General features: G+C 63.7%; 21 protein-coding genes. 8 read left to right on the forward strand and 13 right to left on the reverse strand.

The window, feature by feature from the left end; translation table 11 throughout:
• Positions 1–5 precede the first annotated feature (5 nt).
• The gene (locus GGR44_RS02525) at positions 6–209 is read left to right on the forward strand and encodes a DUF5818 domain-containing protein (protein WP_183953846.1); all 204 of its coding nucleotides are present in this window, start codon (positions 6–8) and stop codon (positions 207–209) included.
• An 81-nt stretch (positions 210–290) separates the two neighbouring features.
• On the opposite strand, the gene GGR44_RS02530 is transcribed toward GGR44_RS02525, so the two are convergent.
• The 13 genes from GGR44_RS02530 to GGR44_RS02590 form a co-directional block, all read right to left on the reverse strand.
• Positions 291–806, reverse strand: coding sequence for a hypothetical protein (locus GGR44_RS02530; protein WP_221214235.1), 516 nt, complete (start codon positions 804–806; stop codon positions 291–293).
• A 28-nt stretch (positions 807–834) separates the two neighbouring features.
• Entirely contained in the window at positions 835–1,626 is a 792-nt protein-coding gene (locus GGR44_RS02535) for a LysR family transcriptional regulator (protein WP_183953847.1), read from the reverse strand.
• A complete protein-coding gene (apaG, locus tag GGR44_RS02540; protein WP_183953848.1) occupies positions 1,623–2,021 on the reverse strand; it encodes a Co2+/Mg2+ efflux protein ApaG in 399 nt (132 codons plus the stop codon). The genes GGR44_RS02535 and apaG overlap by 4 nt, the downstream gene beginning before the upstream one ends.
• A gap of 33 nt (positions 2,022–2,054) precedes the next feature.
• Positions 2,055–3,263 carry an O-succinylhomoserine sulfhydrylase gene (metZ, locus tag GGR44_RS02545; protein WP_183953849.1) on the reverse strand — a complete coding sequence of 403 codons (1,209 nt, stop codon included), beginning with the start codon at positions 3,261–3,263 and terminating at the stop codon, positions 2,055–2,057.
• Positions 3,260–4,258, reverse strand: a complete 999-nt coding sequence (locus tag GGR44_RS02550; protein WP_183953850.1) for a threonine dehydratase — start codon at positions 4,256–4,258, stop codon at positions 3,260–3,262. Before GGR44_RS02550 ends, metZ begins: the two co-directional genes overlap by 4 nt.
• A 52-nt stretch (positions 4,259–4,310) precedes the next feature.
• On the reverse strand, positions 4,311–5,354 hold the full coding sequence (leuB, locus tag GGR44_RS02555) for a 3-isopropylmalate dehydrogenase (protein WP_183953851.1): 1,044 nt from the start codon (positions 5,352–5,354) through the stop codon (positions 4,311–4,313).
• Between the two features lie 51 nt (positions 5,355–5,405).
• On the reverse strand, positions 5,406–6,140 hold the full coding sequence (gene recO, locus GGR44_RS02560) for a DNA repair protein RecO (protein ID WP_183953852.1): 735 nt from the start codon (positions 6,138–6,140) through the stop codon (positions 5,406–5,408).
• 44 nt (positions 6,141–6,184) lie between these two features.
• Complete coding sequence (locus GGR44_RS02565; RefSeq protein ID WP_183953853.1) at positions 6,185–7,171, reverse strand: TerC family protein; 987 nt, start codon at positions 7,169–7,171, stop codon at positions 6,185–6,187.
• Positions 7,172–7,246: 75 nt separating this feature from the next.
• Positions 7,247–7,450, reverse strand: coding sequence for a hypothetical protein (locus tag GGR44_RS02570; RefSeq protein WP_183953854.1), 204 nt, complete (start codon positions 7,448–7,450; stop codon positions 7,247–7,249).
• Positions 7,451–7,672: 222 nt separating this feature from the next.
• A complete protein-coding gene (locus GGR44_RS02575) occupies positions 7,673–9,034 on the reverse strand; it encodes an NAD-dependent succinate-semialdehyde dehydrogenase (protein ID WP_183953855.1) in 1,362 nt (453 codons plus the stop codon).
• 60 nt (positions 9,035–9,094) lie between these two features.
• Positions 9,095–11,011 (reverse strand): excinuclease ABC subunit UvrC, encoded by a 1,917-nt coding sequence (gene uvrC / locus GGR44_RS02580; RefSeq protein ID WP_183953856.1) that lies wholly within the window; start codon positions 11,009–11,011, stop codon positions 9,095–9,097.
• Between the two features lie 110 nt (positions 11,012–11,121).
• Positions 11,122–11,460: a UrcA family protein gene (locus GGR44_RS02585; protein ID WP_183953857.1), complete on the reverse strand. Its 339-nt coding sequence runs from the start codon at positions 11,458–11,460 to the stop codon at positions 11,122–11,124.
• A gap of 767 nt (positions 11,461–12,227) precedes the next feature.
• Positions 12,228–15,026 (reverse strand): calcium-binding protein, encoded by a 2,799-nt coding sequence (locus GGR44_RS02590; protein WP_183953858.1) that lies wholly within the window; start codon positions 15,024–15,026, stop codon positions 12,228–12,230.
• A 235-nt stretch (positions 15,027–15,261) separates the two neighbouring features.
• On the opposite strand from GGR44_RS02590, the gene uvrA reads away from it, so the two are divergent.
• The 7 genes from uvrA to GGR44_RS02625 all read left to right on the forward strand — a co-directional run bounded on the left by uvrA (position 15,262) and on the right by GGR44_RS02625 (position 22,191).
• Positions 15,262–18,264 (forward strand): excinuclease ABC subunit UvrA, encoded by a 3,003-nt coding sequence (gene uvrA / locus GGR44_RS02595; RefSeq protein WP_183953859.1) that lies wholly within the window; start codon positions 15,262–15,264, stop codon positions 18,262–18,264.
• Positions 18,265–18,539: 275 nt separating this feature from the next.
• On the forward strand, positions 18,540–19,991 hold the full coding sequence (locus tag GGR44_RS02600; RefSeq protein ID WP_183953860.1) for an SEFIR domain-containing protein: 1,452 nt from the start codon (positions 18,540–18,542) through the stop codon (positions 19,989–19,991).
• A gap of 137 nt (positions 19,992–20,128) precedes the next feature.
• The gene (gene relB, locus GGR44_RS02605) at positions 20,129–20,305 is read left to right on the forward strand and encodes a type II toxin-antitoxin system RelB family antitoxin (RefSeq protein ID WP_183953861.1); all 177 of its coding nucleotides are present in this window, start codon (positions 20,129–20,131) and stop codon (positions 20,303–20,305) included.
• The gene (locus tag GGR44_RS02610; RefSeq protein ID WP_183953862.1) at positions 20,305–20,577 is read left to right on the forward strand and encodes a type II toxin-antitoxin system RelE/ParE family toxin; all 273 of its coding nucleotides are present in this window, start codon (positions 20,305–20,307) and stop codon (positions 20,575–20,577) included. The genes relB and GGR44_RS02610 overlap by 1 nt, the downstream gene beginning before the upstream one ends.
• A gap of 22 nt (positions 20,578–20,599) precedes the next feature.
• Positions 20,600–20,779 (forward strand): hypothetical protein, encoded by a 180-nt coding sequence (locus GGR44_RS02615; RefSeq protein WP_183953863.1) that lies wholly within the window; start codon positions 20,600–20,602, stop codon positions 20,777–20,779.
• A gap of 94 nt (positions 20,780–20,873) precedes the next feature.
• Complete coding sequence (locus GGR44_RS02620) at positions 20,874–21,905, forward strand: hypothetical protein (protein WP_183953864.1); 1,032 nt, start codon at positions 20,874–20,876, stop codon at positions 21,903–21,905.
• 109 nt (positions 21,906–22,014) lie between these two features.
• Complete coding sequence (locus GGR44_RS02625; RefSeq protein ID WP_183953865.1) at positions 22,015–22,191, forward strand: hypothetical protein; 177 nt, start codon at positions 22,015–22,017, stop codon at positions 22,189–22,191.
• The last annotated feature ends 54 nt before the right edge of the window (positions 22,192–22,245 follow it).

Below are 22,245 nucleotides of genomic sequence, written 5' to 3' on the forward strand. Positions count from 1 at the left end.
CGCGAATGACCGCAATTGGCGCCCATATTGACGAAACCGGGCGGCTCCAACGCGACGCCGCCGGTTTCTATCTGAGCCGCGACCATGGCGGCATATTCCGCCTCGTCCTGCTGCGCGTGCCCGTCGACCATGTCGAAAAACGGGTGCGCGTTCAGGGTGTCTATGCGGGCGACGATGTGGTCGAGGCGGAGGGCGTCGCCGCCGCCTGATCGACGGTCGCGTCATCGCCTCAGACAGCCATGTCGCGACCTGACACCGCGCCTATGCGAAGCAGGCTCCCGGTCGAAAGATCAGCGCTTCGTCGCGCAGATTCGCACCCGCTTGTCATACCAGCAGGCGCCGTCGCGCTTCAGCGTCTCCGACAGCGGCGCCTGGGCATGGGTCGCGCCCTTTTCCTCGTTCCAGCTCGCGCTGGCCGTGCCGTCGCCATTGGGCTGGAGATAGGCGAAATAATCGCCCAGCAGTTCCTCGCCGTCGGAATTGACGATCAGGCCGCCCTTCCCGTCGTTCAGCGGGAACATCGGGCAATCCTTCTTGATGTCGATATACACCTTGCCATCGACCTTCAGATAGCAATCGCCATACATCGCCGACTCCGGGTCGCTGCCACTGGCCTCCCCGGGGGCGGCGGCGTTGGCGGCGTTGTCGCCCTCCGGCGCAGCGACCGGCGCCGCTTCATTCGCCGGGCTCGCATTGGCGGCGGCTGTATTGGAGGGCGCGGCGGCGTTGCCGTCCTTGTCGTCCTTGGCGCAACCCACCACCGCCAGCGCCAGCATCGCGGCCGCCATAGTCCTGACCAACGTCATTGATATTCCCCCGCTTTCGATGAAAAGCTCAGGCCATCAGCGCCTCGACCAGCGCCTTGACCTTTTTTTGCCGCCATTGCGGCAAGGGCGCGATCAGCCAGTAGGACTGGCCCACCGCCACCGGATCGCCCACGGCCCGCACCCGCCCGGCGGCGATGTCGGCCTGCGCCAGCAACAAGGGCACGGTCGCGCGGCCGAAGCCCGCCGCCGCCGCGTCGATCGCCAGCCCTGCGTCCGCGACGCGGATGATCGCATCATCATCCTCGCGCTGGCATCCCGGCCACTCGATCCGCGACGACAGGCCGCCGCCCGGCGCCTCCACCGTCACGAACAGCGCGTCGCCCACGGCCACGCCTTCATGCTCGCCCGGCCCGTCGGCCAGGCGCAGCGCGATGTCCAGATTGGCTTCGGTAAAGTCCAGCGCATCGTCGGCGGGAACGAGCGAGAATTTGAGGTCCGGCACCCGCGCGGCATAGGCGGCAAGGCGCGGTTGCAGCCATTTGGCGGATATGTCGCGCGGCGCGGCGATGGTCAGCGACAGGCTGGACTGGCCCGCCTGCATCGCCCGCACGGCCTCTTCAAATTGCAGGAAACCGGCGCGCAACGCTTCCAGCCCCGCCTCCGTTTCCGGCGTCAGTTCCAGCCCCTTGGGCGTGCGGCGGAACAGCACCACGCCCAGCATGTCCTCCAGCGCGCGGATCTGCTGCCCCACGGCGGCGGGCGTCACCGCCAGTTCGTCGGCGGCGCGGGTGAAGGACAGGTGGCGCGCGGCCGCATCCAGCACGCGCAGGCCGTTGAGCGGCAAATGCGTGCGCTTCATTCGGCCACCGCCGGGGCGATCAGCGCGAAACGGGGGATGGCGACGTCGAACGTCTCGCCATTGGCGCCGATCATGTGATAGCTGCCCTGCATCGCGCCGGTCGGCGTCGCCAGCGGGCATCCTGAAACATAGTCATAGCTTTTGCCCGGCTGCACCACCGGCTGCTCGCCCACCACGCCCTCGCCCTGCACCCGGCTCTGCACGCCGCGCCCGTCGGTGATGGTCCAGCTTCGGGTCAGCAACTGCACCGGCTGGGCGCCCTGATTTTCAATGCGGATATGATAGGCCCAGAACCAGCGTCCCCGGTCCGGCTCCGACTGTTCGGGCAGGAATGTCACCGCCACATGAACGGTGATGTCGCGGGTTACCGCGTGGAAGGGGAAGAGCGGATTCACGATCGCAGGAATGCGCCCTAAACCCCTTGTCCGTCAACGCCCTATCGACGCCAGCGCCTGATCCAGATCGGCGATCACGTCGTCGGCATCCTCCAGCCCGACGTTCAGGCGCAACATGTCCTCGGTGATCCCGACCTCCAGCCGCGCCGCTTCCGCCATGCCATAATGGGTGGTGGAGGCCGGATGCGTCATCAACGACCGCGAATCGCCGATATTGTTGGAAATATCCACCAGTTGCAGGCCGTTGAGCAGGCCATGCGCCTCCGCCCGGCCGCCGCCGACATAGAGGGAGAAAATCGGCCCGGCCATCGCCATCTGCTTCATCGCCAGGCCGTGCTGCGGATGGCTCTCCAGCCCCGGATACAGCACCTTCGCCACCCGCCCCTCAAGGAATTGCGCGACCTTCAGCGCATTCTCGCTCTGGCGGCGGATGCGCAGATCCAGCGTCTCCAGCCCTTTCAGCACGACCCAGGCGTTGAACGCGGACAGCGTCGGCCCGGTGTTGCGGTGGAACGGCAACAGCGTGTTGACGATGAACTCTTCCGTCCCGCAAATGGCGCCGGCCAGCACCCGGCCCTGCCCGTCCATCATCTTGGTCGCGCTATAGGCGACGACATCCGCGCCAAAATCCATCGGCCGCTGCAGCGCCGGCGTGGCGAATGCGTTGTCGACCACGCTGACGATGCCATGCGCCTTGGCGATCGCACAGATCGCCGCCAGATCAGCGACATCCATGGTGGGGTTGGCAGGCGTTTCGAAGAAGAAAACCTTGGTGTTGGGGCGGATCGCCGCTTCCCATGCCGCGTTGTCGGTGGCGTCCACCGTTGTCGTCTCGATCCCGAATTTGGGCAGCAGCGTGTCGGTCAACCAGCGGCAGGAACCGAACAGCGCCTTGCCCGCGACCACATGGTCGCCCGCCGACAACTGGCACAGCAAAGCCGCCGTCATCGCCGCCATGCCGGTCGCCGTGGCGCGACAGGCTTCGGCCCCTTCCAGCAGGGCGATGCGCTGCTCCAGCATTTCGACCGTCGGGTTCTGAAGCCGGGAATAGGTCATGCCGACCTGCTCCCCGGCAAAGCGCGCGGCGGCGTCCTCGGCCCGGTCATAGCTATAGCCGCTGGTCAGGAACAGGGCTTCCGACGTCTCGCCATATTCGGTGCGCGCGGTGCCGCCCCGCACCGCCAGCGTGGCGGGTTTCCAGTTCTGGGTGATCGACCGGTCCTGACCCGTTTTCTTCTTCATATCGCTTTCCGCACGTCCTGATTAACCCGCGGCGTCGCGCCGCCCAAAATTTCCGCCATCTGGCTCATGTCGCCATTACCGCCCGACAGGATAACCGCAACCTTCTTGCCCGCCATCGCGTCCTTTTCCTTGAGCAGCGCGGCCAGCGCAACCGCGCCGGCCCCTTCGGCGGCGTTATGCGTGTCCTGCCAGTAAATGCGGATGGCTTCGGCGACCTCATCGTCGGTGACCGCCACGAAGCGGTCGGCGCGCGGCCCGAAATAGTCGAGCGCCCCCTGCACCGGGGTGCACACCGCCACGCCATCGGCAAAAGTGTTGGCGCTGTCGCTGGCGATCAGCCGCCCGGCCTCGAAAGACCGTTTGGCCGCATCGACATGCGCCGATACGACGCCCACGACCCTGGTCTTCAGCCCCAGCGCATCGCGTGCGGCGATGGTGCCGCACAGGCCCGAACCGCACCCCACGGGCACATAAACCGTATCAAGGTCGGGAACCGCGTCGAACAGTTCCAGCCCATAGCTGGCGACCCCGCGCACCAGTTCGCCGTGCCAGGCCGGGACCATGAACAGCCCCTGCTCGGCCGCCATCCGCGCGGCTTCCACCTTGGCGCTGTCGAAATCATGGCCATGTTCGATCAGGTTCGCGCCGAATGCGCGCATCGCCGCATTCTTTTCCCGCGCATTGCCACGCGGCACGACGATGGTGACCGACAGGCCCGCCGCCTTCGCCGCCCGCGCCTGCGCCTGGCCATGGTTGCCGCGCGTTGCGGTGATGATGCCCTTTACCTCCGGGTGGGTGCGGCGCAGCCAGTCGATATAGGTGATCGCCCCGCGCACCTTGAAAGCGCCGGTCGGCGTATGATTCTCATGCTTGACCCACAATTGGCACCCCGCCCGCTCGCCCAGCAGCGGCCAGGCATATTGCGGCGTCGGCGGCATCTGCGCGCGGATCATGGCTTGCGCGGCGCGCAGGGATGCCAGCGAAAGGTCGGTCAAGGGCCATACTCCGTCACAGCCGGAGGGCGGGGCTCATCGCCCCCCGCGCCGGTCACAATGCCGAAAGGACCGCGTCGCCCATTTCCACCGTGGACATGGTCCCGCCCAGATCGGCGCTGCGCGCGCCATTGGCCAGCGCCCTGGCCACGGCGGCCTCGATGCGATCCGCCTCGGCGGAAAGGCCGAGCGAGTAACGCAGCATCATCGCCGCCGACAGGACCGTTGCCAGCGGATTGGCCTTGCCCTGCCCGGCAATGTCGGGGGCGGAACCATGGATCGGTTCATACAGGCCCTGCCTGCCCTCGTTCATCGTCGCCGACGCCAACATGCCGATGGAGCCGACGCACATGCTCGCCTGATCCGACAATATGTCGCCGAACAGGTTCCCCGTCACGATGACGTCGAACTGGCCGGGGTTGCGGACCAGCTGCATCGCGGCATTGTCGACATACATGTGCGACAGTTGGACATCGGGATAGTCGGCCGACACCTCGATCACCACGTCGCGCCAGAGCTGGCTGGTCTCCAGCACATTGGCCTTGTCCACCGAACACAGCTTGCCCCGGCGCGCGCGCGCCGCCAGGAACCCGGCATGGGCGATCCGGCGGACCTCCGCCTCATTATAGGACATGATGTCATAACCTTCGCGCAGGCCGTCGGCGGTGGTGCGGAAACCCTTTTCGCCGAAATAGACGTCGCCGTTCGTCTCCCGCACGATCAGAAGGTCGATGGCGCTCGCCACCTCCTTCTTCAGCGCCGAAGCGTCGGCCAGTTCCGGGAAAACCTTGGCCGGGCGCAGGTTGGAAAACAGGCCCAATTCCTTGCGCAGGCCCAAAATCGCCTGTTCCGGGCGCAGATGCCGTTCCAGGGCGTCGCAATCCGGGTCGCCCACCGCGCCGAACAATATGGCGTCGGCGCGCTTCGCCAGCGCCAGCGTCTCGGGCGGCAGCGGATGGCCGACCGCCTTGTAGGCCGCGCCGCCGACCAGCCCTTCCTCATAGCTGATGCCCGGGATCGCCAGCGCATCGAGCACGCGCTTGGCCTGCGCGACGATTTCGGGGCCGATGCCGTCTCCGGCGAACAGGGCGATCAACATGGGGCGGAACTCCTTATATTGCGTGGCTGCCCCTTATGGAGACAGGCGGTTTCACGCAACCGCCCTTTTCAGCCGATCGACCAGCCTTTCGCGCGCGGCCAGCACATCGGCGCGCCGCTCGGTCAGCACCGACCGTTCCAGAAAAAAGCCGGTCAGCCGCATCCCGTCCATGATCTGCGGCCAGTCGCCCGCTCCCCCCTCGATCAGGAAAGCGGGCAAGGGCAGCAGCAAATGCGCATATCCCACCGCCCCCGCCCGGCTGACCGCCGCCGCGCTGCGCGGCGACACATAGGCGAGGTCGTCGGCGTCGCCCGTCGCCGCACAGCGCGTCAGGTCCAGCCCGAACCCCAGTTCGGCGAGCAGCAACAGCTCATATCGCACCAGCGCCGCCGCCCATCCGCGCGCGGCGGGCGCCGCCTCCACCGCGCCCAGCACGCCGCCCAGCGCCTCATGCAGCGCCGGATAGGGCGTCCCTTCGGGGAGCGCGGCGGCGGTCAGCGCACAGGTCCAGTCGATGGCGGCGGCGGGCAGAGGCTCGGCCAGCAGCGGCGCGCGGCTGTGCGCCAGTTCGACGGTCAGCGACGCAAGCTGATCGGCCGTGCGCGCGCGGAACTCCGCCCGCACCAAATTGCCCGGCATCAGCACCGGCCGCATCGCCCGCGACCGGCCGCCGCGCACATAGCCCGCGATCAGCCCATGGTCCGCCGTCATCCCCCGCGCGATCGCGCCATGCTCGCCATGGTGGCGAACCGCACAGATGATCGCGTCGGTGGTCAGGGATGCCATGCCGCATCCCTAACCCGCCGGGCCGCGCGCCGCCAGTCGCACCCTCAGGCCGATGCCGGCGTCGGCGCGTCGCCCCGCGTCTTCCACATCGACCAGCCGATGCCGCCGGCCAGCAGCACGGCGGTCACCCCCAGCGAGATCGAGGGCGGCACCTTGCCGATGCCCAGCGCGTCGGCGACCAATATCTTGCCGCCGATGAACACCAGCAGGGCGCCCAGCGCATATTTCAGGTAATGGAAGCGATGCACCATCGCCGCCAGCGCGAAATAGAGCGCGCGCAGGCCCAGTATCGCAAAGATGTTGGACGTGTAGACCAGATAGGGATCGGTGGTGATGGCGAAGATGGCGGGCACCGAATCCACCGCAAAGATGACGTCGGCAATCTCGATCATCACCAGCGCCAGGAACAGCGGCGTCACATAAAGCAGGCTCCGCCCCGTCGCCTTGTCCGCCCGGCGCACGAAGAAATGATGGCCCTCCACCCTTTCCGTCACGCGCAGATGACGGCGCAGGAAGCGCAGCAGCGCGCTGTTGGCCACATCCTGCTCCTCGTTCACCGTCATCAACATCTTGATGCCGGTGAAGATCAGGATCGCGGAGAACAGATACATGGTCCAGCTGATATGCTCGACCATCGCCGCGCCCAGCCCGATCATCACCGCGCGCAGCACGATCACGCCCAATATGCCCCAGAACAGCACCCGGTGCTGATATTCTCGCGGCACGCCAAAGGCGGCGAAAATCATCGCGATGACGAACACATTGTCGAGCGCGAGCGATTTTTCGACGACGAAACCGGTCAGATAGGCGACGCCCGCCTCCCGCCCCATTTCCCACGCGACCCAGCCGCCAAAGGCGAGGCCGACGAAGATATAGAAAGCCGACAGCTTCAGGCTTTCCCTGACGCCGATCTCATGGTCCTTGCGGTTCACCACGCCCAGGTCGAGCACCAGCAATGTGATGATGACGGCGATGAAGGCCAGCCACATCCAGGCGGGCTTGCCCAGCCACAACAGGTCCAGAAATTCCATAAAGTCCCCTTTTCATGCGCACGGCAGGACCGGTTTCGTTCGGTATAACCGCCCAAAACCGGTCCTGTTCCGGCCTCAGCCGAAGGCCTGATGGCGGGTGGAAGGGGTGGACGACCCGCCGAGCAGCGCGGTCAGCCGCGCCTTGACGCGGGCGCGCAGCGCGGCCAGCCGCAACAGCCGCCAGCCATCGGGCCGCGCCTTGCGGCGTTCGGTGCGGATATGCTCGTCCACGGCGCGGTGGACATTGCTCAAACGATGAAAACGGGCGTTGATCGCCATCGGTAAAGCTCCTCAATCGAAACAATTTCGATCGGGCCTGAACCGGTGGCGGGGATTTCGAACCGTTTGTCCCCATGACTGCACCGGGCCTTGCCCGATGCGGTCCGACATCACGATGCCTGAAGGTCAGGCGCCGCCAGAGGGGCCCGGTCCGCAGTCTTCAAAATAGCGCGCCCAAGGCCGACGTCAAGGGGAGCGAGAATGGAAACCGCGCCCGCCGCTTCAATCGGCGCGCAGCACGGTCTTCTGGTTCATGAACGCATGCAGCCCCGCCGCGCCCAGTTCGCGTCCATGGCCCGATCGCTTGATCCCGCCAAAGGGCGCTTCGGGCGCTGACGCCATGACCTGGTTGATCGCGGTCATGCCCGCCGCGATGTCGCGCACGAAGCGCTCCTGCTCGGCAACGTCGCGCGTCCATACCGAAGACCCCAGGCCAAAGGGGATGGCGTTGGCGACGCGGATCGCATCGTCGATGTCCGTCACCCTGAACAACATGGCGATGGGGCCGAAAATCTCCTCCGCCATCAGGTCGCCGTCCACCGGCACGTCCTCCAGCACCCCGGCGGTCATATAGGCGCCCGGTCCCGCCAGCGCCTCGCCCCCGGTCAGGGTCGCGCCCGCCGCCTTCATCTTCCAAAGCTGGGCCTGCACCGTGCGCCGCTGCTCCTCGCTTGACAACGGCCCGATGTCGCTCGCCGGGTCCAGCGGATCGCCCGCCTTCACCGCCGCCATCGCCGCGACGAAACGGTCGCGAAAATCGTCATGGATCGCCTCATGCACGATCATCCGCTTGCCGCAGATGCAGGACTGCCCCGTATTCTGGATACGCGCGGTCACCGCCTTGCTCACCGCATCGTCCAGATCGGCCGATGGCATGACGATGAACGGGTCCGACCCGCCCAGTTCCAGCACGACCTTCTTCAGCGCCCGCCCCGCCTGCTCCGCCACCGCCTGCCCTGCCGCCTCGCTCCCCGTCAGCGTCACCGCAGCGACCCGGTCGTCGGCGATGATCGCGCCGACCGGCCCGGACCGGATGGGCAGGTTCTGGAACACGCCCGCCGGCGCGCCGGCTTCCTTGACCATGCGCTCGATCAACGCGGCCGCGCCCTGCACATTGCTCGCATGTTTGAGCAGGCCGACATTGCCCGCCAAAATCGTCGGAGCAAGGAACCGGGCGACCTGCCAATAGGGGAAGTTCCACGGCATCACCGCCAGCACCGGCCCCAGCGGCAACCAGCGCGTTTCCGCCCGGCCGCCCGCCGCCAGCGGAATGGACGACGGCGCCAGCATGTCCGGCCCGGCCTGCGCCAGATGGCGGAACAGGGCCGCGCATTTGTCGACCTCCGCCAGCGCCGATTTCAGCGTCTTGCCCATTTCCGCCGTCGCCATCGCCGCCAGTTCGTCGCGATGGGCGGCAAAGCCATCCGCCAGCCGCGCCAGCAACGCCGTCCGCTCGTCCAGGCCGCTCAACCGCCAGCGCGCAAATCCGGCCGCCGCGCGCGACAGGCGCGCCTCGATCCCCGCCGCGTCCAGTTCCTCATGGGTGGCGATGATTTCGCCGGTGGCGGGGTTGACGCTCTTCATCCTGTCATCCTTCCAGTCAGGTGGCGGGCATGAAGCGCGCAGGGCCGCGCAACGATCCCCTCACCCATGAAAATAATCATGGACCTGCTGCGCCACCGCCTTCGACACGCCGGGCGCGCGTTGCAGATCCTCCAGCGCCGCGTCGCGCACCGCCCGCGCCGTGCCGAAATGCATCAGCAGCGCCTTTTTCCGCGCCGGGCCAATGCCCGGCACCTCGTCCAGCGACGATACGGTGATCGCCTTGCTCCGCTTCGCCCGATGCGCGCCGATGGCGTAGCGGTGCGCCTCGTCGCGCAGGCGCTGAAGATAGAAGAGCACCGGATGATTGAGCGGAAAGGTCACTTCCCGCCCGTCCATCAGGTGAAAGACCTCGCGCCCCTCGCGGCCATGGTGCGGCCCCTTGGCGACGCCGATCATGGTGACATCCTCTATCCCCATTTCCTCCAGCATCGTCCGCGCCGCCGACAACTGCCCCTTGCCGCCGTCGATCAGCACCAGGTCGGGCCATTCGCCGCTGTCGCGATCCGGGTCTTCCTTCGCCGCGCGCCCGAAGCGCCGCTCGAACATTGCGCGCATCATCGCGAAATCGTCGTTGCTGATCTCCGGGTTCTTCATGTTGAACTTGCGATAGGCGCTCTTGCGGAAGCCCTCCGGCCCCGCCACCACCATCGCGCCCAGCGCATGGGCGCCCTGAATATGGCTGTTGTCGTAAATCTCGATCCGGTCGGGCACGCCCTCCAGCCCGAAGGTCTCGACCATCTCGTCCAATATCCGCCCCTGCGCCGTGCTTTCGGCCAGCCGCCGGTCCAGCGCCTCGACCGCGTTGCGCTGCGCCTGCTTGATGAGCCGCACCCGGTCGCCCCGCTGCGGCACGTCGATCCGCACCTTGCCGCCCGCCCTTTCGGTCAGCGCCTGCGCGATCAACTCGCTCTCGGTCGGCGCGCGGTCGGCCAGGATCAGCTTGGGCGGCGGCACCTCCTCGTAAAATTGCGCCATGAAATTCGCCAGCACCTCCTCTTCCGCCACATCGGCGGTGTGGACCGGGAAAAAGCTGCGATGCCCCCAATTCTGCCCGCCGCGAATGAAGAAGGCCTGAATGCACATCGCCCCGCCCTTCGCCGCCAGCGCGAAGATGTCGGCGTCACCCAGCCCTTCGGCATTGATCGCCTGGCTCCCCTGAATGAAGGTCAGCGCCTTCAGCCGGTCGCGGATCACCGCCGCCTGCTCGAAATCCAGCGCCTCCGCCGCCTGCTCCATCGCCGCGCCCAGCTTCTGCTGCACCTGCGTCGACTTGCCGCCCAGAAAATCCTGCGCGTCGCGCACCAGTTCGGCATAGGCGTCCGCGTCGATCCGCCCGACACAGGGCGCCGAACATCGCTTGATCTGATAGAGCAGGCAGGGCCGCGAGCGGTTGGCGAAGAAACTGTCGGTGCACGACCGCAGCAGGAACAACTTCTGCAAGGCGTTGATCGTCCGCGTCACCGAACCCGCGCTGGCGAAGGGGCCATAATAGCGCCCCTGATATTTGCGCGCGCCGCGATGCTTCTGCACCCGCGCGAACGCATGATCCTCGCGCAGCAGGATGAAGGGGAAACTTTTGTCGTCGCGCAGCAGCACATTGTATGGCGGCCGAAACCGCTTGATGAGCTGCGCCTCCAGCAACAGCGCCTCGGCCTCGCTGTTGGTGGTGACGATGGTCATGCTGCGCGTCTGCGCGACCATCCGCTGGAGCCTTTTGGGCAGCCGGTCGACCTGGGTGTAATTGGCGACCCGGTTTTTCAGCGCCCGCGCCTTGCCCACATAGAGCACATCGCCGCGCGCATCCTGCATCCGATAGACGCCCGGCCGCACCGGCAGGGTTTTCAGCGTGGTGCGGATCGCCTCCACCCCCGCGTCGATATCGGGCGCGCCCGCGCCGCGCACGGTGAAGCTGGCCTTGTCCTCGTTGAAACGGTCGGGGGATTGCGGAGACGACATGGCAGGGATTTAGGCGGAGCCGTCGCCCATCACAAGCGCATGACAAAAAGGGCGCCGACGGAGAGGTCGGCGCCCTTGAAATTCCGTCCGGGACGGATCGGGATGGCGGCTCAGTTGCCGACGACCGCGCGGGTCTTCGCATCCGTGCCGGCTTCGGCATAACGCTCGCCGGTTTCAGCGCGGGCGATGGCGGCGGCGACCGGAGCCTGGACATTGGCGACCGCCAGCTTGCGGCAGGTCATGCGGTCCTCCAGAGTGCCGACGGCGCAGACGCGGCTGGCGGCGGCGCGGATGCGACGATCCAGTTCCTTCTGGCCCGAAGCGGTGTTCAGCTTCAGGTCGCCGTGGCGAACCTCGCTGGTCTGGCCGTTGGAAACGAACTCGGCGGCATTGGCGGCGCCCGCAACGGCGATCATCGAAAGGGCGGCGATGGTGGTCTTGATGAACATGGCGAAATCTCCTCAAACTCTTGAAACCCTGTGGAGCCGGCATGCCCCGTTGGGGGGGGCTGAAGATCGGGGCCTGCCGGCGCGGACTTCCAGGGTTGGCATCCTGTTGGGGGGCGATGCCTGCCTTTCCGTCCTGCCCCTTCCTTCTACGCGGGGGCCGCCGGCGAAGCCCGCGCCGTTCGACGGGCGGCCGATGGCGTCGGCCAACCGCCGCGCCGTCGACAAAGCGTCAACCGCCTTGGACGAACGACGCGACGAACGACATGGACCTGTCGTTCGTCCGCCTTTCCGCTACGGCAAGCAGCGAATCAGACATGCATGGATGGCGCGAAAACGAAAAACGCCCCCGGCGCAAGGGAAGGCCGGGGGCGTATCCTGGATGCTGTCGGGCACTGCAGGATCTCGAAACTCTTTTCACGGGGTTAGACGAACAAAGACCGTCATTCCCGTATCGGCGACCGTTCAAAACCGTCGTTTCCGATGCGCCCACCATAGCCGATTTGCTGCGCCGCGGCAGCGCGCTTCGACCACGGGCCCACATGATCGGGCGAACAGCATCCCCCGCCGACGAACGGCCCATAGCAGCCGACGAACGGCATGGGCACAGCTTTACGCTACGGCAACCGATAGTTTTTCTTCATGCGCGGAAAGATGATGTCGGCGGGCAGGCGGCGGGCGACATGCAATGTCGCACCCACCGTCGCCCCGGTTCGATTGTTACAGCAAACTGCCTTGCCATCCTCGTGCGCCGCTGCCGACGCCGCCAATCACACCACGAAAAAGTCCGCGTTGGTCAGCACCAGGCCAGTGCCGATCACCGCGAACAATTGGGCCGCGCCGGCACCGCTGCCATCGGCATCGTAAAGGAGATGGCCCGAAATGCTGTTGTAGATGATGCGGTCGTCGGCGTCGGCGGCACCGGCGCCGATGCGGAAAGCGCCCACCGCGAGAGCACCCGCCGGGCCGATCGCGCCGAACACGGCGTCATCGAGCATGATGCTGTCGTCGATCACGCTGAAATCGGTGATCCGGTCGACATTCTTCGCGGCTGAAAGGGCGGTTTCGAACCAGAACTGGTCCGCCCCGCCGCGCCCCGTCATCACGTCGTTGCCGGCCATGCCGCGCAGGATGTTGGCGCCGGCATTACCGGTGATGCTGTTATCGAGCGCGTTGCCGGTGCCGTTGATCGCGCCACTGCCCAAAAGGTTCAGCTTTTCCAGATAGGCGCCGAGCGTGTAGTCCACGCCCGCATTGACCTGATCGACGCCGCCGTCCTTGGCTTCGACCACAACGTCCCCGACATTGTCGACATAATAGATATCGTTACCCGCGCCGCCGCTCATCACGTCGGCGCCACGGCCGCCGTTGATGACATCGCTGCCGCCGGCCGCCAGAATGCGGTTGGCGCCGGCGTTGCCGGTCAGCGCCTGACCAGCCGTATTTGTCCCGGTCAACCGTTCGACGTTGGCGGAAAGGGCATAGACGAGAAGGTCGGTGCGCACTTCATCGATGCCGCCGGTCACGACTTCGATCACGGTGTCGCCGGCATCCTCCACCTCATAAACATCGGCGCCATGCCCGCCCTTCATCACATCGCTGCCCAGCCCGCCGACCAGCAAGTCCGCGCCAGCGCCGCCATCCATCAGGTCGTCGCCCGCACCGCCTTCCAGAACGTCGTTGCCCTGACCTCCAAGCAGCCTGTTGGCGCTATCGTCACCGGTCAGGCGATCGGCAAACCCAGAGCCTTCGACGATCTCGATTTCGGCAATGACGATCCTGAGTGCGCCATCCTCGAGCAACCCGCCCTGCGAAAGATCGACGGTAACGCCGGCTTCAGCGCCCGCGAAGGTCACCCGGTCGATACCCAGACCGCCAATGTAGCGATCATGCCCAGCCCCCGCCAGGAACAGATCGTCGCCGCCGCGGCCTATGAAAAAGTCATGGTTCGATGTGCTGACGAAACGGTCACCTTCAGTATCGGAACCCACAATCCGATTGCCAATGATACCCAGAGAGGTCGTGTCTTCCGCGACATCATTGATCAATTCGGCGATACCGACCACATAGTCCGTCTCACCGCCGGTGACTTCCAAATAATAAGTACCCGATGCCGAGACAGAGACATGCTGGTCCCACCAGCCGTCACTGTTTAGTGTTTGCCCTTGCGCATCGCGGATCGTGATCCGCACGCCGCCATCCTCGCTGGAAAAGGTATAGCTTTTGTGCGCCGTGAGATCGATCGCGAACCAGTCCTTGTCGCCTTGGCCCTCCAGCCTGCCCGCAACGATTCCACCAACCTCGAGACGACCGGTAGTAAGGCTGCTCGCGAGATAATCGTCCGGCAAGGCTTGGCTGCTCAAAGTATAGCCCGCATCGCCATCCACGATCAGATAATAGGTCCCGGTCTGGCCGACGCCGACATTGAAGATAGTGCTGGTCGTCCCGAAATCCGTCTCTGACGATAGAAAATTGCCATTGGCGTCCAGCAGGGTGAAGCGGGGACCGTTCGGTCCGACGCCGCCGGATGCCATGAAGCTATATGATTGGCCATCCTCCAGCGTGACTCGATAGCGATCGCTTCCGACCGTTCCCGGCGCGGGAACAACGACCGTCCCCCCAATCGCCAACAATGTGGAGGGCGGCTCTGGCGTTACCGGCAAGACCGTAGCTGTCAGATTATAATGCCAGTTGCCGAACGGGTTATAATATTCAGTGCCCGTATTGACCGCTACATAATAGGTCCCGTCCGAAATAGCCTCGAAATCCACGGACGGGAAACCATCGGCACCGCTTGCCAACAGGTTGCCGGCCGCATCAAAAATCTGCGCAATGCCGGAATGACCCGCTTCTCCGGGAACGGTTGCCCTGAATCGATAGCCGACGCCCCCCACCAGATTGACTGCGAACCAGTCACAGTCCGCACCTGTTTCCCATACCCCGGCCACGGTTTGGCCGACCGTCAACATACCCGCAGCGGCCGCTGACGTGCCATAATCATCCGCCACCGCGTCCAGCGAAAGCGAATAGCGGCTGTTACTAAAAGAATGGTGGCCGACATAATAGCGGCCGCTTGCAGCGGGCGTGAAATGCAACTGATACGATGATACGTCACCGATCATGTTGCCCTGCGCGTCCACAATGTAAAGATCGTCAACTAATTCCGTTGTCATAAAATAGGATTGGCCGGCCGTCAGATCGACCGCATACCAATCATCCGCGACGACATTATTCATCGTCACCGTTTCGCCCACGGCCAGGGTCAGGGCCGTTGCCAGCGACGCCGGATTGGCATCCGCGATTTCATAGGCATTGATGGAATAGAAATTCATACCAAAATAACTATCCGATACTGCCAGCCAATAGTCCCCGCTCACCGGCGCAACAAAGGTGATCTCGTTGGCATAGGCCACAGGCGGGCTATATTCCGTGCCATCCGGCAACATCAACTTCAGAAAAGGACCGTCATTACCCGATTGAATCTGGTAGGTCTTGCCCGCCTCAAACTGAACCCGATACCAGTCGCTGTCACCACGCACATCGATGCGGCCTTGCACGCTACCAGTCATTCCAATCCTCCAAAATCGAACAGATGCGATGATTTCATGCCATGAATCACCGCGCCCCCCATAATGATCAGCACTATTGTCGACCGATTATCTGAGCAAGCTCAATCCATTGGGCCATGCACGGTTCGTCGAACTGCTTGCCCCTTGCACAATTGCCGCGACGCTCCATTTCCTCCTCGGCCAATTGCCCCAACACCCTTGCCTCCCCCCTCCCGAACAAATAAAGAACGATGCCATGAGTCTGACCCACATTAGCGTCCGTGGCGCGCGCGAGCATAACCTCAAGGGCGTCGACGTCGATCTGCCGCGCGACTCCCTCATCGTCATCACCGGCCTGTCGGGCTCGGGCAAATCCTCCCTCGCCTTCGACACCATCTATGCCGAGGGGCAGCGGCGCTATGTCGAATCGCTCTCCGCCTATGCGCGCCAGTTTCTGGAAATGATGCAGAAGCCCGATGTCGAGCATATCGAGGGGCTCTCGCCCGCGATCAGCATCGAGCAGAAGACGACCAGCCGCAACCCGCGCTCCACCGTCGCCACGGTCACCGAAATCTACGACTATATGCGGCTCTTGTGGGCGCGCGTCGGCGTCCCCTATTCGCCCGCCACGGGCCTTCCCATCAGCGCCCAGACCGTCAGCCAGATGGTCGACCGGGTGATGCAGTTGCCGGAGGGCACCCGCTTCTACCTGCTCGCCCCCGTGGTGCGCGGCCGCAAGGGCGAATATCGCAAGGAACTGGCCGAGTGGCAGAAGGCGGGCTACACCCGCGTGCGCATCGACGGCGAAATGATGCTGATCGAGGACGCCCCCGCGCTCGACAAGAAATACAAGCATGACATCGAAGTCGTGGTCGACCGCCTGGCCGTCAACGCCGACATGGCCACGCGCCTGGCCGACAGTTTCGAACAGGCGCTGAAACTGGCCGACGGCCTCGCCTATGTCGACCTCGCGGATTCCGATCTCCCTCTCCCCCACGGGGAGAGGGTCGGGGTGAGGGGGAGCGAGGCGCAGCCGAGCGTCCCACCTCTCGCTTCGGACACCCTCACCCAACCCTCTCCCTCAAGGGAGAGGGCCAAGAGCGGCATGAAAAACGTCGGAATCCCCGCCAACCGCATCGTCTTTTCCGAAAAATTCGCCTGTCCGGTCAGCGGCTTCACCATCCCCGAAATCGAACCGCGCCTCTTCTCCTTCAACGCCCCCATGGGCGCCTGCCCCGCCTGCGATGGTCTGGGCGAAAAGCAGTTGTTCGATCCCGAACTGGTCGTCCCCAACGAAGCCCTGTCCCTGAAAAAAGGCGCCATCGTCCCCTGGGCCAAATCCAACCCGCCCAGCCCCTATTATATGCAGGTGCTCGGCTCCCTCGCGAAGGAGTTCGGCTTCTCGCTCGACACCCCCTGGGCCGACCTGCCCGGCGAGGTGAAGCTCATCATCCTCCACGGCACCGGCGGCAAGCCCGTCACCCTGCGCTTTCAGGACGGCAAGAAAAGCTATGAGGTGAAGAAGGCGTTCGAGGGCGTCATCGGCAACCTCAACCGCCGCCTGATGCAGACCGAAAGCGCCTGGATGCGCGAGGAACTGTCCAAATATCAGACCGCCATGCCCTGCGAAACCTGCGGCGGCGCGCGCCTGAAACCCGAAGCCCTCGCCGTCAAGATCGCGGGCGAGGACATCGCCGTCTCCACCCGCCGCTCGGTGGTCGACGCCCTCGCCTTCTTCTCCACCCTCCCCGACCATCTCAACGACCAGCAGAACCAGATCGCCCGCGCCATTCTCAAGGAGATCGTCGAGCGCCTCGGCTTCCTCAACAATGTCGGCCTCGACTATCTCAACCTCGACCGCACCAGCGGCACATTGTCGGGCGGCGAGAGCCAGCGCATCCGCCTCGCCTCGCAGATCGGCAGCGGCCTGTCGGGCGTCCTCTACGTCCTCGACGAGCCCAGCATCGGGCTTCACCAGCGCGACAACGACCGGCTGCTCGTCACCCTCAAGCGCCTGCGCGACCTTGGCAACAGCGTCATCGTTGTCGAGCATGACGAGGATGCCATCCGCGCCGCCGACTATATTGTCGACATGGGGCCGGGGGCCGGCGTGCATGGCGGAACCATCGTGGCGCAGGGCACGCTCCCCGAACTGCTGACGCACAAGGACAGCCTCACCGCCGACTATCTCAACGGCGTCCGCCGCATCGAAGTGCCCGCCAAACGCCGCAAGGGCAATGGCAAGAAGCTCACCGTCCACAACGCCCGCGCCAACAACCTGCGCGGCGTCACCGCGTCGATCCCGCTCGGCACATTCACCTGCATCACCGGCGTCAGCGGCTCCGGCAAGTCCAGCTTCACCATCGACACCCTCTACGCCGCGTCCGCCCGTGCGCTGAACGGCGCCCGCATCGTCGCCGGCCCGCATGACAAGGTCACCGGCCTTGAACATTGCGACAAGGTGATCGACATCGACCAGTCGCCCATTGGCCGCACCCCGCGCTCCAACCCGGCCACCTATACCGGCGCCTTCACCAACATCCGCGACTGGTTCGCCGGCCTCCCCGAAGCGCAGGCGCGCGGCTACAAGCCCGGCCGCTTCTCCTTCAACGTCAAGGGCGGCCGCTGCGAAGCCTGCCAGGGCGACGGCGTGCTCAAGATCGAGATGCACTTCCTCCCCGACGTCTATGTCACCTGCGACGTGTGCCACGGCGCGCGCTACAATCGCGAAACGCTGGAGGTGAAGTTCAAGGGGAAGAGCATCGCCGACGTGCTCGACATGACGGTCGAGGATGCGGTCGAATTCTTCAAGGCCGTCCCCCCCATCCGCGACAAGATGGCAATGCTCGCCGAAGTCGGCCTCGGCTACATCAAGGTCGGCCAGCAGGCGACGACCCTCTCCGGCGGCGAAGCCCAGCGCGTCAAGCTCGCCAAGGAACTCGCCCGCAGAGCCACCGGCCAGACCCTCTACATCCTGGACGAACCCACCACCGGCCTCCATTTCGAGGACGTCCGCAAACTATTGGAAGTCCTCCACGCCCTGGTCGACCAGGGCAACAGCGTGGTGGTCATTGAACACAACCTGGATGTCATCAAGACGGCGGATTATATAATCGATCTCGGTCCCGAGGGTGGGGTAAAGGGGGGGGAGATCGTCGCAACCGGCACCCCGGAACAAGTCGTCAAGGAACCGCGCAGCTTCACCGGCCATTATCTCGCCCCCCTTTTGGCCCAGCCGAAGACCGAGGCCGCAGAATGACTGGATCCTCGACATTTGATCGCGCCGAGACCGTCCGGGGGACGGTCGAACGCGATCAACCGCAGGGCGGCGTCAAGCCTGTCCTGAGCGAAGTTCGAGCGTAGCCGAGAACGAAGTCGAAGGGGACGGCGAGGTCGTCGCGGAGGGCACGCCCGAGAAGGTCGCGAAGAACGCCCGGAGCTTTACCGGGCGGTATCTGGCGCCGTTGTTGGGGTTGGAGGCTGTGGCGGCGGAGTGAGCAGCTTTAAAGCTGATGGAGTTCAAAGGGGTAGATAATGACAAACAAGACTGAGGAAAACACTCTGCCAAAAATGTTTATATCCTATCGATGGTCTTCCCCCCAACATGAACAATGGGTTCTTGATCTCGCGACATCATTTCGTTCTGATGGCGTAGATGTAATTCTGGACAAATGGCATCTTAAGGAAGGAAATGATACGTTTGTTTTCATGGAGAGAATGGTAAACGATAGGAGCGTTACCAAAGTACTACTCATTTGTGATGCAGGATACGTCGAGCGTGCAGATCAACGCCAAGGGGGAGTGGGCACCGAAGCCCAGATTGTATCTTCTGAGGTCTATTCTAAGGTAGATCAGACGAAATTTGCTGCGGCGGTTAGAGAGATAGACGAGGATGGATCGCCCCTTCTTCCCCGATACCTGGCCAATAGGCTTTATTTTGACTTTTCTTCGGAAGAATCTTTTGCATCGAATTATGAAAAGGTTCTCCGGTGGTGCTTCGATAAACCTTTTCATCCTGTTCCGCCAATTGGGAAACCTCCAAAATATCTCGATGAGACATTTCAGGGCAACTCCGACTTACTAAAGGGAGCGAGCGCCTTGCGCGCCATTCAAAGTAGAGGCGGAGACCCGAAAAAGGCTGCTTCTGCGGTACTCTCTGGGATAGCAGAAGATGCTAAAAACCTTTGCTTATCCCTCGCTGATGTATCCGATTCTGACCAAAGAATAGTTGATACGATTGAACAATCCATCCCTCTTCGCGAGCAAGCGATTACGGCTATTAATGCGATAATCGAAAATGATGAAGGATCGTCATCAGCGGACGCTATTCATAGGTTTTTAGAAGATTTATTTTGTCTATGGGATTATGGACGGCCAGATAACGGAAGATACTCCGTTATAGATAATGACGCACTGAAATTTTTTGCTCACAGCACTTTCGTAGCTACCATCGCATGTTGCATGAGGCAAAGGAAGTTTTCTTTTGCCAATAGTGTGCTATCCACTCCATTTTTCAAACCCAATTCAAATGAATATACTGGAAAACTTGAGAACTACACATCATTACGTACATATCTCCAAAGCCTAGAAGAAATTAGAAAAAGACGTTTGTCGCTAAATAGATTATCAGTTCATGCAGATATAATTAAGGATACGTTTAATCATTCGATAGTTTCATTCGGCAATTTTATGGAAGCTGACTTCACATTATACCTAAGAGGAATGATAAAATCAGACACAGGTGTTTCAGATTGGGTTCCAGTGTCATTAGTTTACGCATCAGACTCCTATGGTGCGTTCCCTACATATGTCAGGGCAACATCTAAGTCCTTTTTTTCACGCTTGAGTCCTTTATTGGGCGATGCAAGTGCGGAGCAAATACGATCGACCATACGCGATGGCAAAGGACGCATTAGATTTGGGGGCTGGGCAGATCCAGATGTTTGGCAATTAGCAAACGCTGAAGCACTAGCCACTAGAGGGTAAAATCAGATGGGACAAACGAGATTGGATCACCGTGGTAAGTTTCTAAATCTCTACATCACGACTATAGTGACCGGCGCGCCTTTCCCGAACTGTCAGTCATGATTGGCGCCACCGCTTATCCCTGTTACACTCCTCCTATGACCAAACTCACCCCCATCGAGTCCGAGTTCGCGACGACCGAGGAAGCCGAGGCTTACGACGCCTGGTTCCGGGCGAAGGTCGAGGCAAGGCTAGCGTCTAAAAGCCCCCGCATCCCGCATGATGAGGTCATGGCCCGAATGCAAAGGATCATAGACCGGCGCAAGAACGTCTGATGCTCCCACTGATCTGGGACGAAGGTGCGCTAGACGATCTCGAAGCCATCATCGACTTCATAGAAATGCACAACCCGGCCGCCGCAGAGCGGCTTGGTAACGCGATCCGCGACACCGCCGAACGCCTGCCCACCCATCCCTATATGTACCGCACCGGCCGAGTGCCCGGCACGCGCGAAGCCTTGGTCACGCCCAATTACGTCCTCGTCTATCGCGTCACCGACGCCATAGAGGTGATGGCCATCATCCACACCCGCCAGCAATATCCCTGACATCACAGAAAGGAGCGCCCCGATGACTGACAAGCCAACGCGCCCCGCAATCAATATGGAAGAATTTGGACGCGAACTCGCCCGCCGCCGCGCCGAACTCGGCATTACCGACGCCGACATCCCCCGCAACAGCGGCCTTCGCCGCACGGCCTCCAAAAAGGCGCTTCTCAAGGCCATCAAGGATGCAGGCGGCAACTGGTGACCTCCCCCTGACGCCCCAAATCCTATTTCCTGTCCTACACCCCCGCACCCCTGATACCGTCCCGGCAAACCCTCCCATCAGAAGGAGCCTTGCCATGACCGCGCCGTTTCCGCCGCTCACCCCCTCGCTCCCCGGCGACCTCCCCACCCCTGCCGACGCCACCCGCGCCCATGGCTGGAGCCCCGCGCGCCAGCGGCGTTTCCTCGAAACCCTCGCCGCCACTGGCGTCATCATGCTTGCCTGCGAAGCCGTCCGCATCACCGCGCGCTCCGCCTATAATCTGCGCATCCGTCACGATGGCGCGGCCTTTCGCCTGGGGTGGGACGCGGCGATCCTGATCGCGCGGGACCGGCTCGCCACCGATCTGCTCGCCCGCGCCATCACCGGGCAGGAGGAGGTGATCCGCCGCGATCCCGACAATCTGGAAATCCGCCGCCACCGCCATGACAACCGCCTCGCCATGTCGATGCTCGCCCGGCTCGACCGCATGGCCGACAGTCCGCCCGAAGGCAGTGACGCCGCACTCGCCCGCATCGTCGCGCAGGATTTCACCGCCTATTGCGACATGATCTGCCCGCATGACGTCATGCTGGAAGAGGCGGCGCGCGACGGCCTGCCCCTTGCCGGTCAGGAGCCCTCCGCCCGCGCCAGCGCCGACGCGCAGACCCTGCTGGGCGAACGGCCGGGCGATCCCGACCCGGCGGAGGGCGAAGCCGCCGCCCTGCTCGCCCCCGCCGCCTCCGTCGCCATGTTCATCGCGGTCCGCCGCAATCTTCTCTCCACCGCCGCCGCCCCGCAAAACGCCCGCATTTCCATCGCGCATGAACGGTGTGAACTTTCGCCCCCCTTTGTCCCGCTCGCCGATCTTCCGCCCGATGAAGCCGCCGCCCGGCTGCGCGGCGTGTGGTGGGATGAAGACCGGGAGGCATGGCGCACCGATTTCCCCTCCCCGCCCGGCTTTGACGGCGACGAAAGCGATCCGTCCTACGACATTGACGATTATGAGCGCGACCTGACCCGCGCGGAGGAGGAAATCCTGGCGCTCCGCGATGAGGAGGCGCGCCGCCCCTATGAGCAGGCGGCGACCCGCGCCCGCGACGCCTATTTCGGGCTCGCGCCGCCCTGATCTCCCTGCCGACGCCGCGCATCGAAATCGCGTCCGCTCGCCGGAAATGCGCGGAACCCTCTGCCCGCCCGCCGGTTATCATGGTCGAACCCAAGCACAGGAGCATTCCATGATCCGCACCCTGATTTTCGGCGCCATCGCCGGTTATGTCGGCAAGAAACTCTATGACGAGGGCAAGCTCGACGCCTTCCGCGACGATCTCGTCAAGCGCTTCAACGAGCTGAAGCAGCCCGCCCCGGCCGACGCCGCGCCCGCCGCGCCCCCGGCTGCCACGCCGGTCCACTGAAGCCGTCAGCGGGGGCCGCATCCACCGGCCCCCGCCCGCCATCCAACAGCGCTT

The organism is Sphingobium fontiphilum, assembly GCF_014196635.1.
GTDB lineage: Bacteria > Pseudomonadota > Alphaproteobacteria > Sphingomonadales > Sphingomonadaceae > Sphingobium > Sphingobium fontiphilum.

Coding starts and splice junctions, on each gene's coding strand:
- GGR44_RS02525 (WP_183953846.1), top strand. CDS start 6: ATGACCGCAATTGGCGCCCATATTGACGAAACCGGGCGGCTCCAACGC.
- GGR44_RS02530 (WP_221214235.1), bottom strand. CDS start 806: ATGACGTTGGTCAGGACTATGGCGGCCGCGATGCTGGCGCTGGCGGTG.
- GGR44_RS02535 (WP_183953847.1), bottom strand. CDS start 1,626: ATGAAGCGCACGCATTTGCCGCTCAACGGCCTGCGCGTGCTGGATGCG.
- metZ (WP_183953849.1), bottom strand. CDS start 3,263: ATGAAGAAGAAAACGGGTCAGGACCGGTCGATCACCCAGAACTGGAAA.
- leuB (WP_183953851.1), bottom strand. CDS start 5,354: ATGTTGATCGCCCTGTTCGCCGGAGACGGCATCGGCCCCGAAATCGTC.
- recO (WP_183953852.1), bottom strand. CDS start 6,140: ATGGCATCCCTGACCACCGACGCGATCATCTGTGCGGTTCGCCACCAT.
- GGR44_RS02565 (WP_183953853.1), bottom strand. CDS start 7,171: ATGGAATTTCTGGACCTGTTGTGGCTGGGCAAGCCCGCCTGGATGTGG.
- GGR44_RS02570 (WP_183953854.1), bottom strand. CDS start 7,450: ATGGCGATCAACGCCCGTTTTCATCGTTTGAGCAATGTCCACCGCGCC.
- GGR44_RS02575 (WP_183953855.1), bottom strand. CDS start 9,034: ATGAAGAGCGTCAACCCCGCCACCGGCGAAATCATCGCCACCCATGAG.
- uvrC (WP_183953856.1), bottom strand. CDS start 11,011: ATGTCGTCTCCGCAATCCCCCGACCGTTTCAACGAGGACAAGGCCAGC.
- GGR44_RS02585 (WP_183953857.1), bottom strand. CDS start 11,460: ATGTTCATCAAGACCACCATCGCCGCCCTTTCGATGATCGCCGTTGCG.
- GGR44_RS02590 (WP_183953858.1), bottom strand. CDS start 15,026: ATGACTGGTAGCGTGCAAGGCCGCATCGATGTGCGTGGTGACAGCGAC.
- uvrA (WP_183953859.1), top strand. CDS start 15,262: ATGAGTCTGACCCACATTAGCGTCCGTGGCGCGCGCGAGCATAACCTC.
- GGR44_RS02600 (WP_183953860.1), top strand. CDS start 18,540: ATGACAAACAAGACTGAGGAAAACACTCTGCCAAAAATGTTTATATCC.
- relB (WP_183953861.1), top strand. CDS start 20,129: ATGACCAAACTCACCCCCATCGAGTCCGAGTTCGCGACGACCGAGGAA.
- GGR44_RS02610 (WP_183953862.1), top strand. CDS start 20,305: ATGCTCCCACTGATCTGGGACGAAGGTGCGCTAGACGATCTCGAAGCC.
- GGR44_RS02615 (WP_183953863.1), top strand. CDS start 20,600: ATGACTGACAAGCCAACGCGCCCCGCAATCAATATGGAAGAATTTGGA.
- GGR44_RS02620 (WP_183953864.1), top strand. CDS start 20,874: ATGACCGCGCCGTTTCCGCCGCTCACCCCCTCGCTCCCCGGCGACCTC.
- GGR44_RS02625 (WP_183953865.1), top strand. CDS start 22,015: ATGATCCGCACCCTGATTTTCGGCGCCATCGCCGGTTATGTCGGCAAG.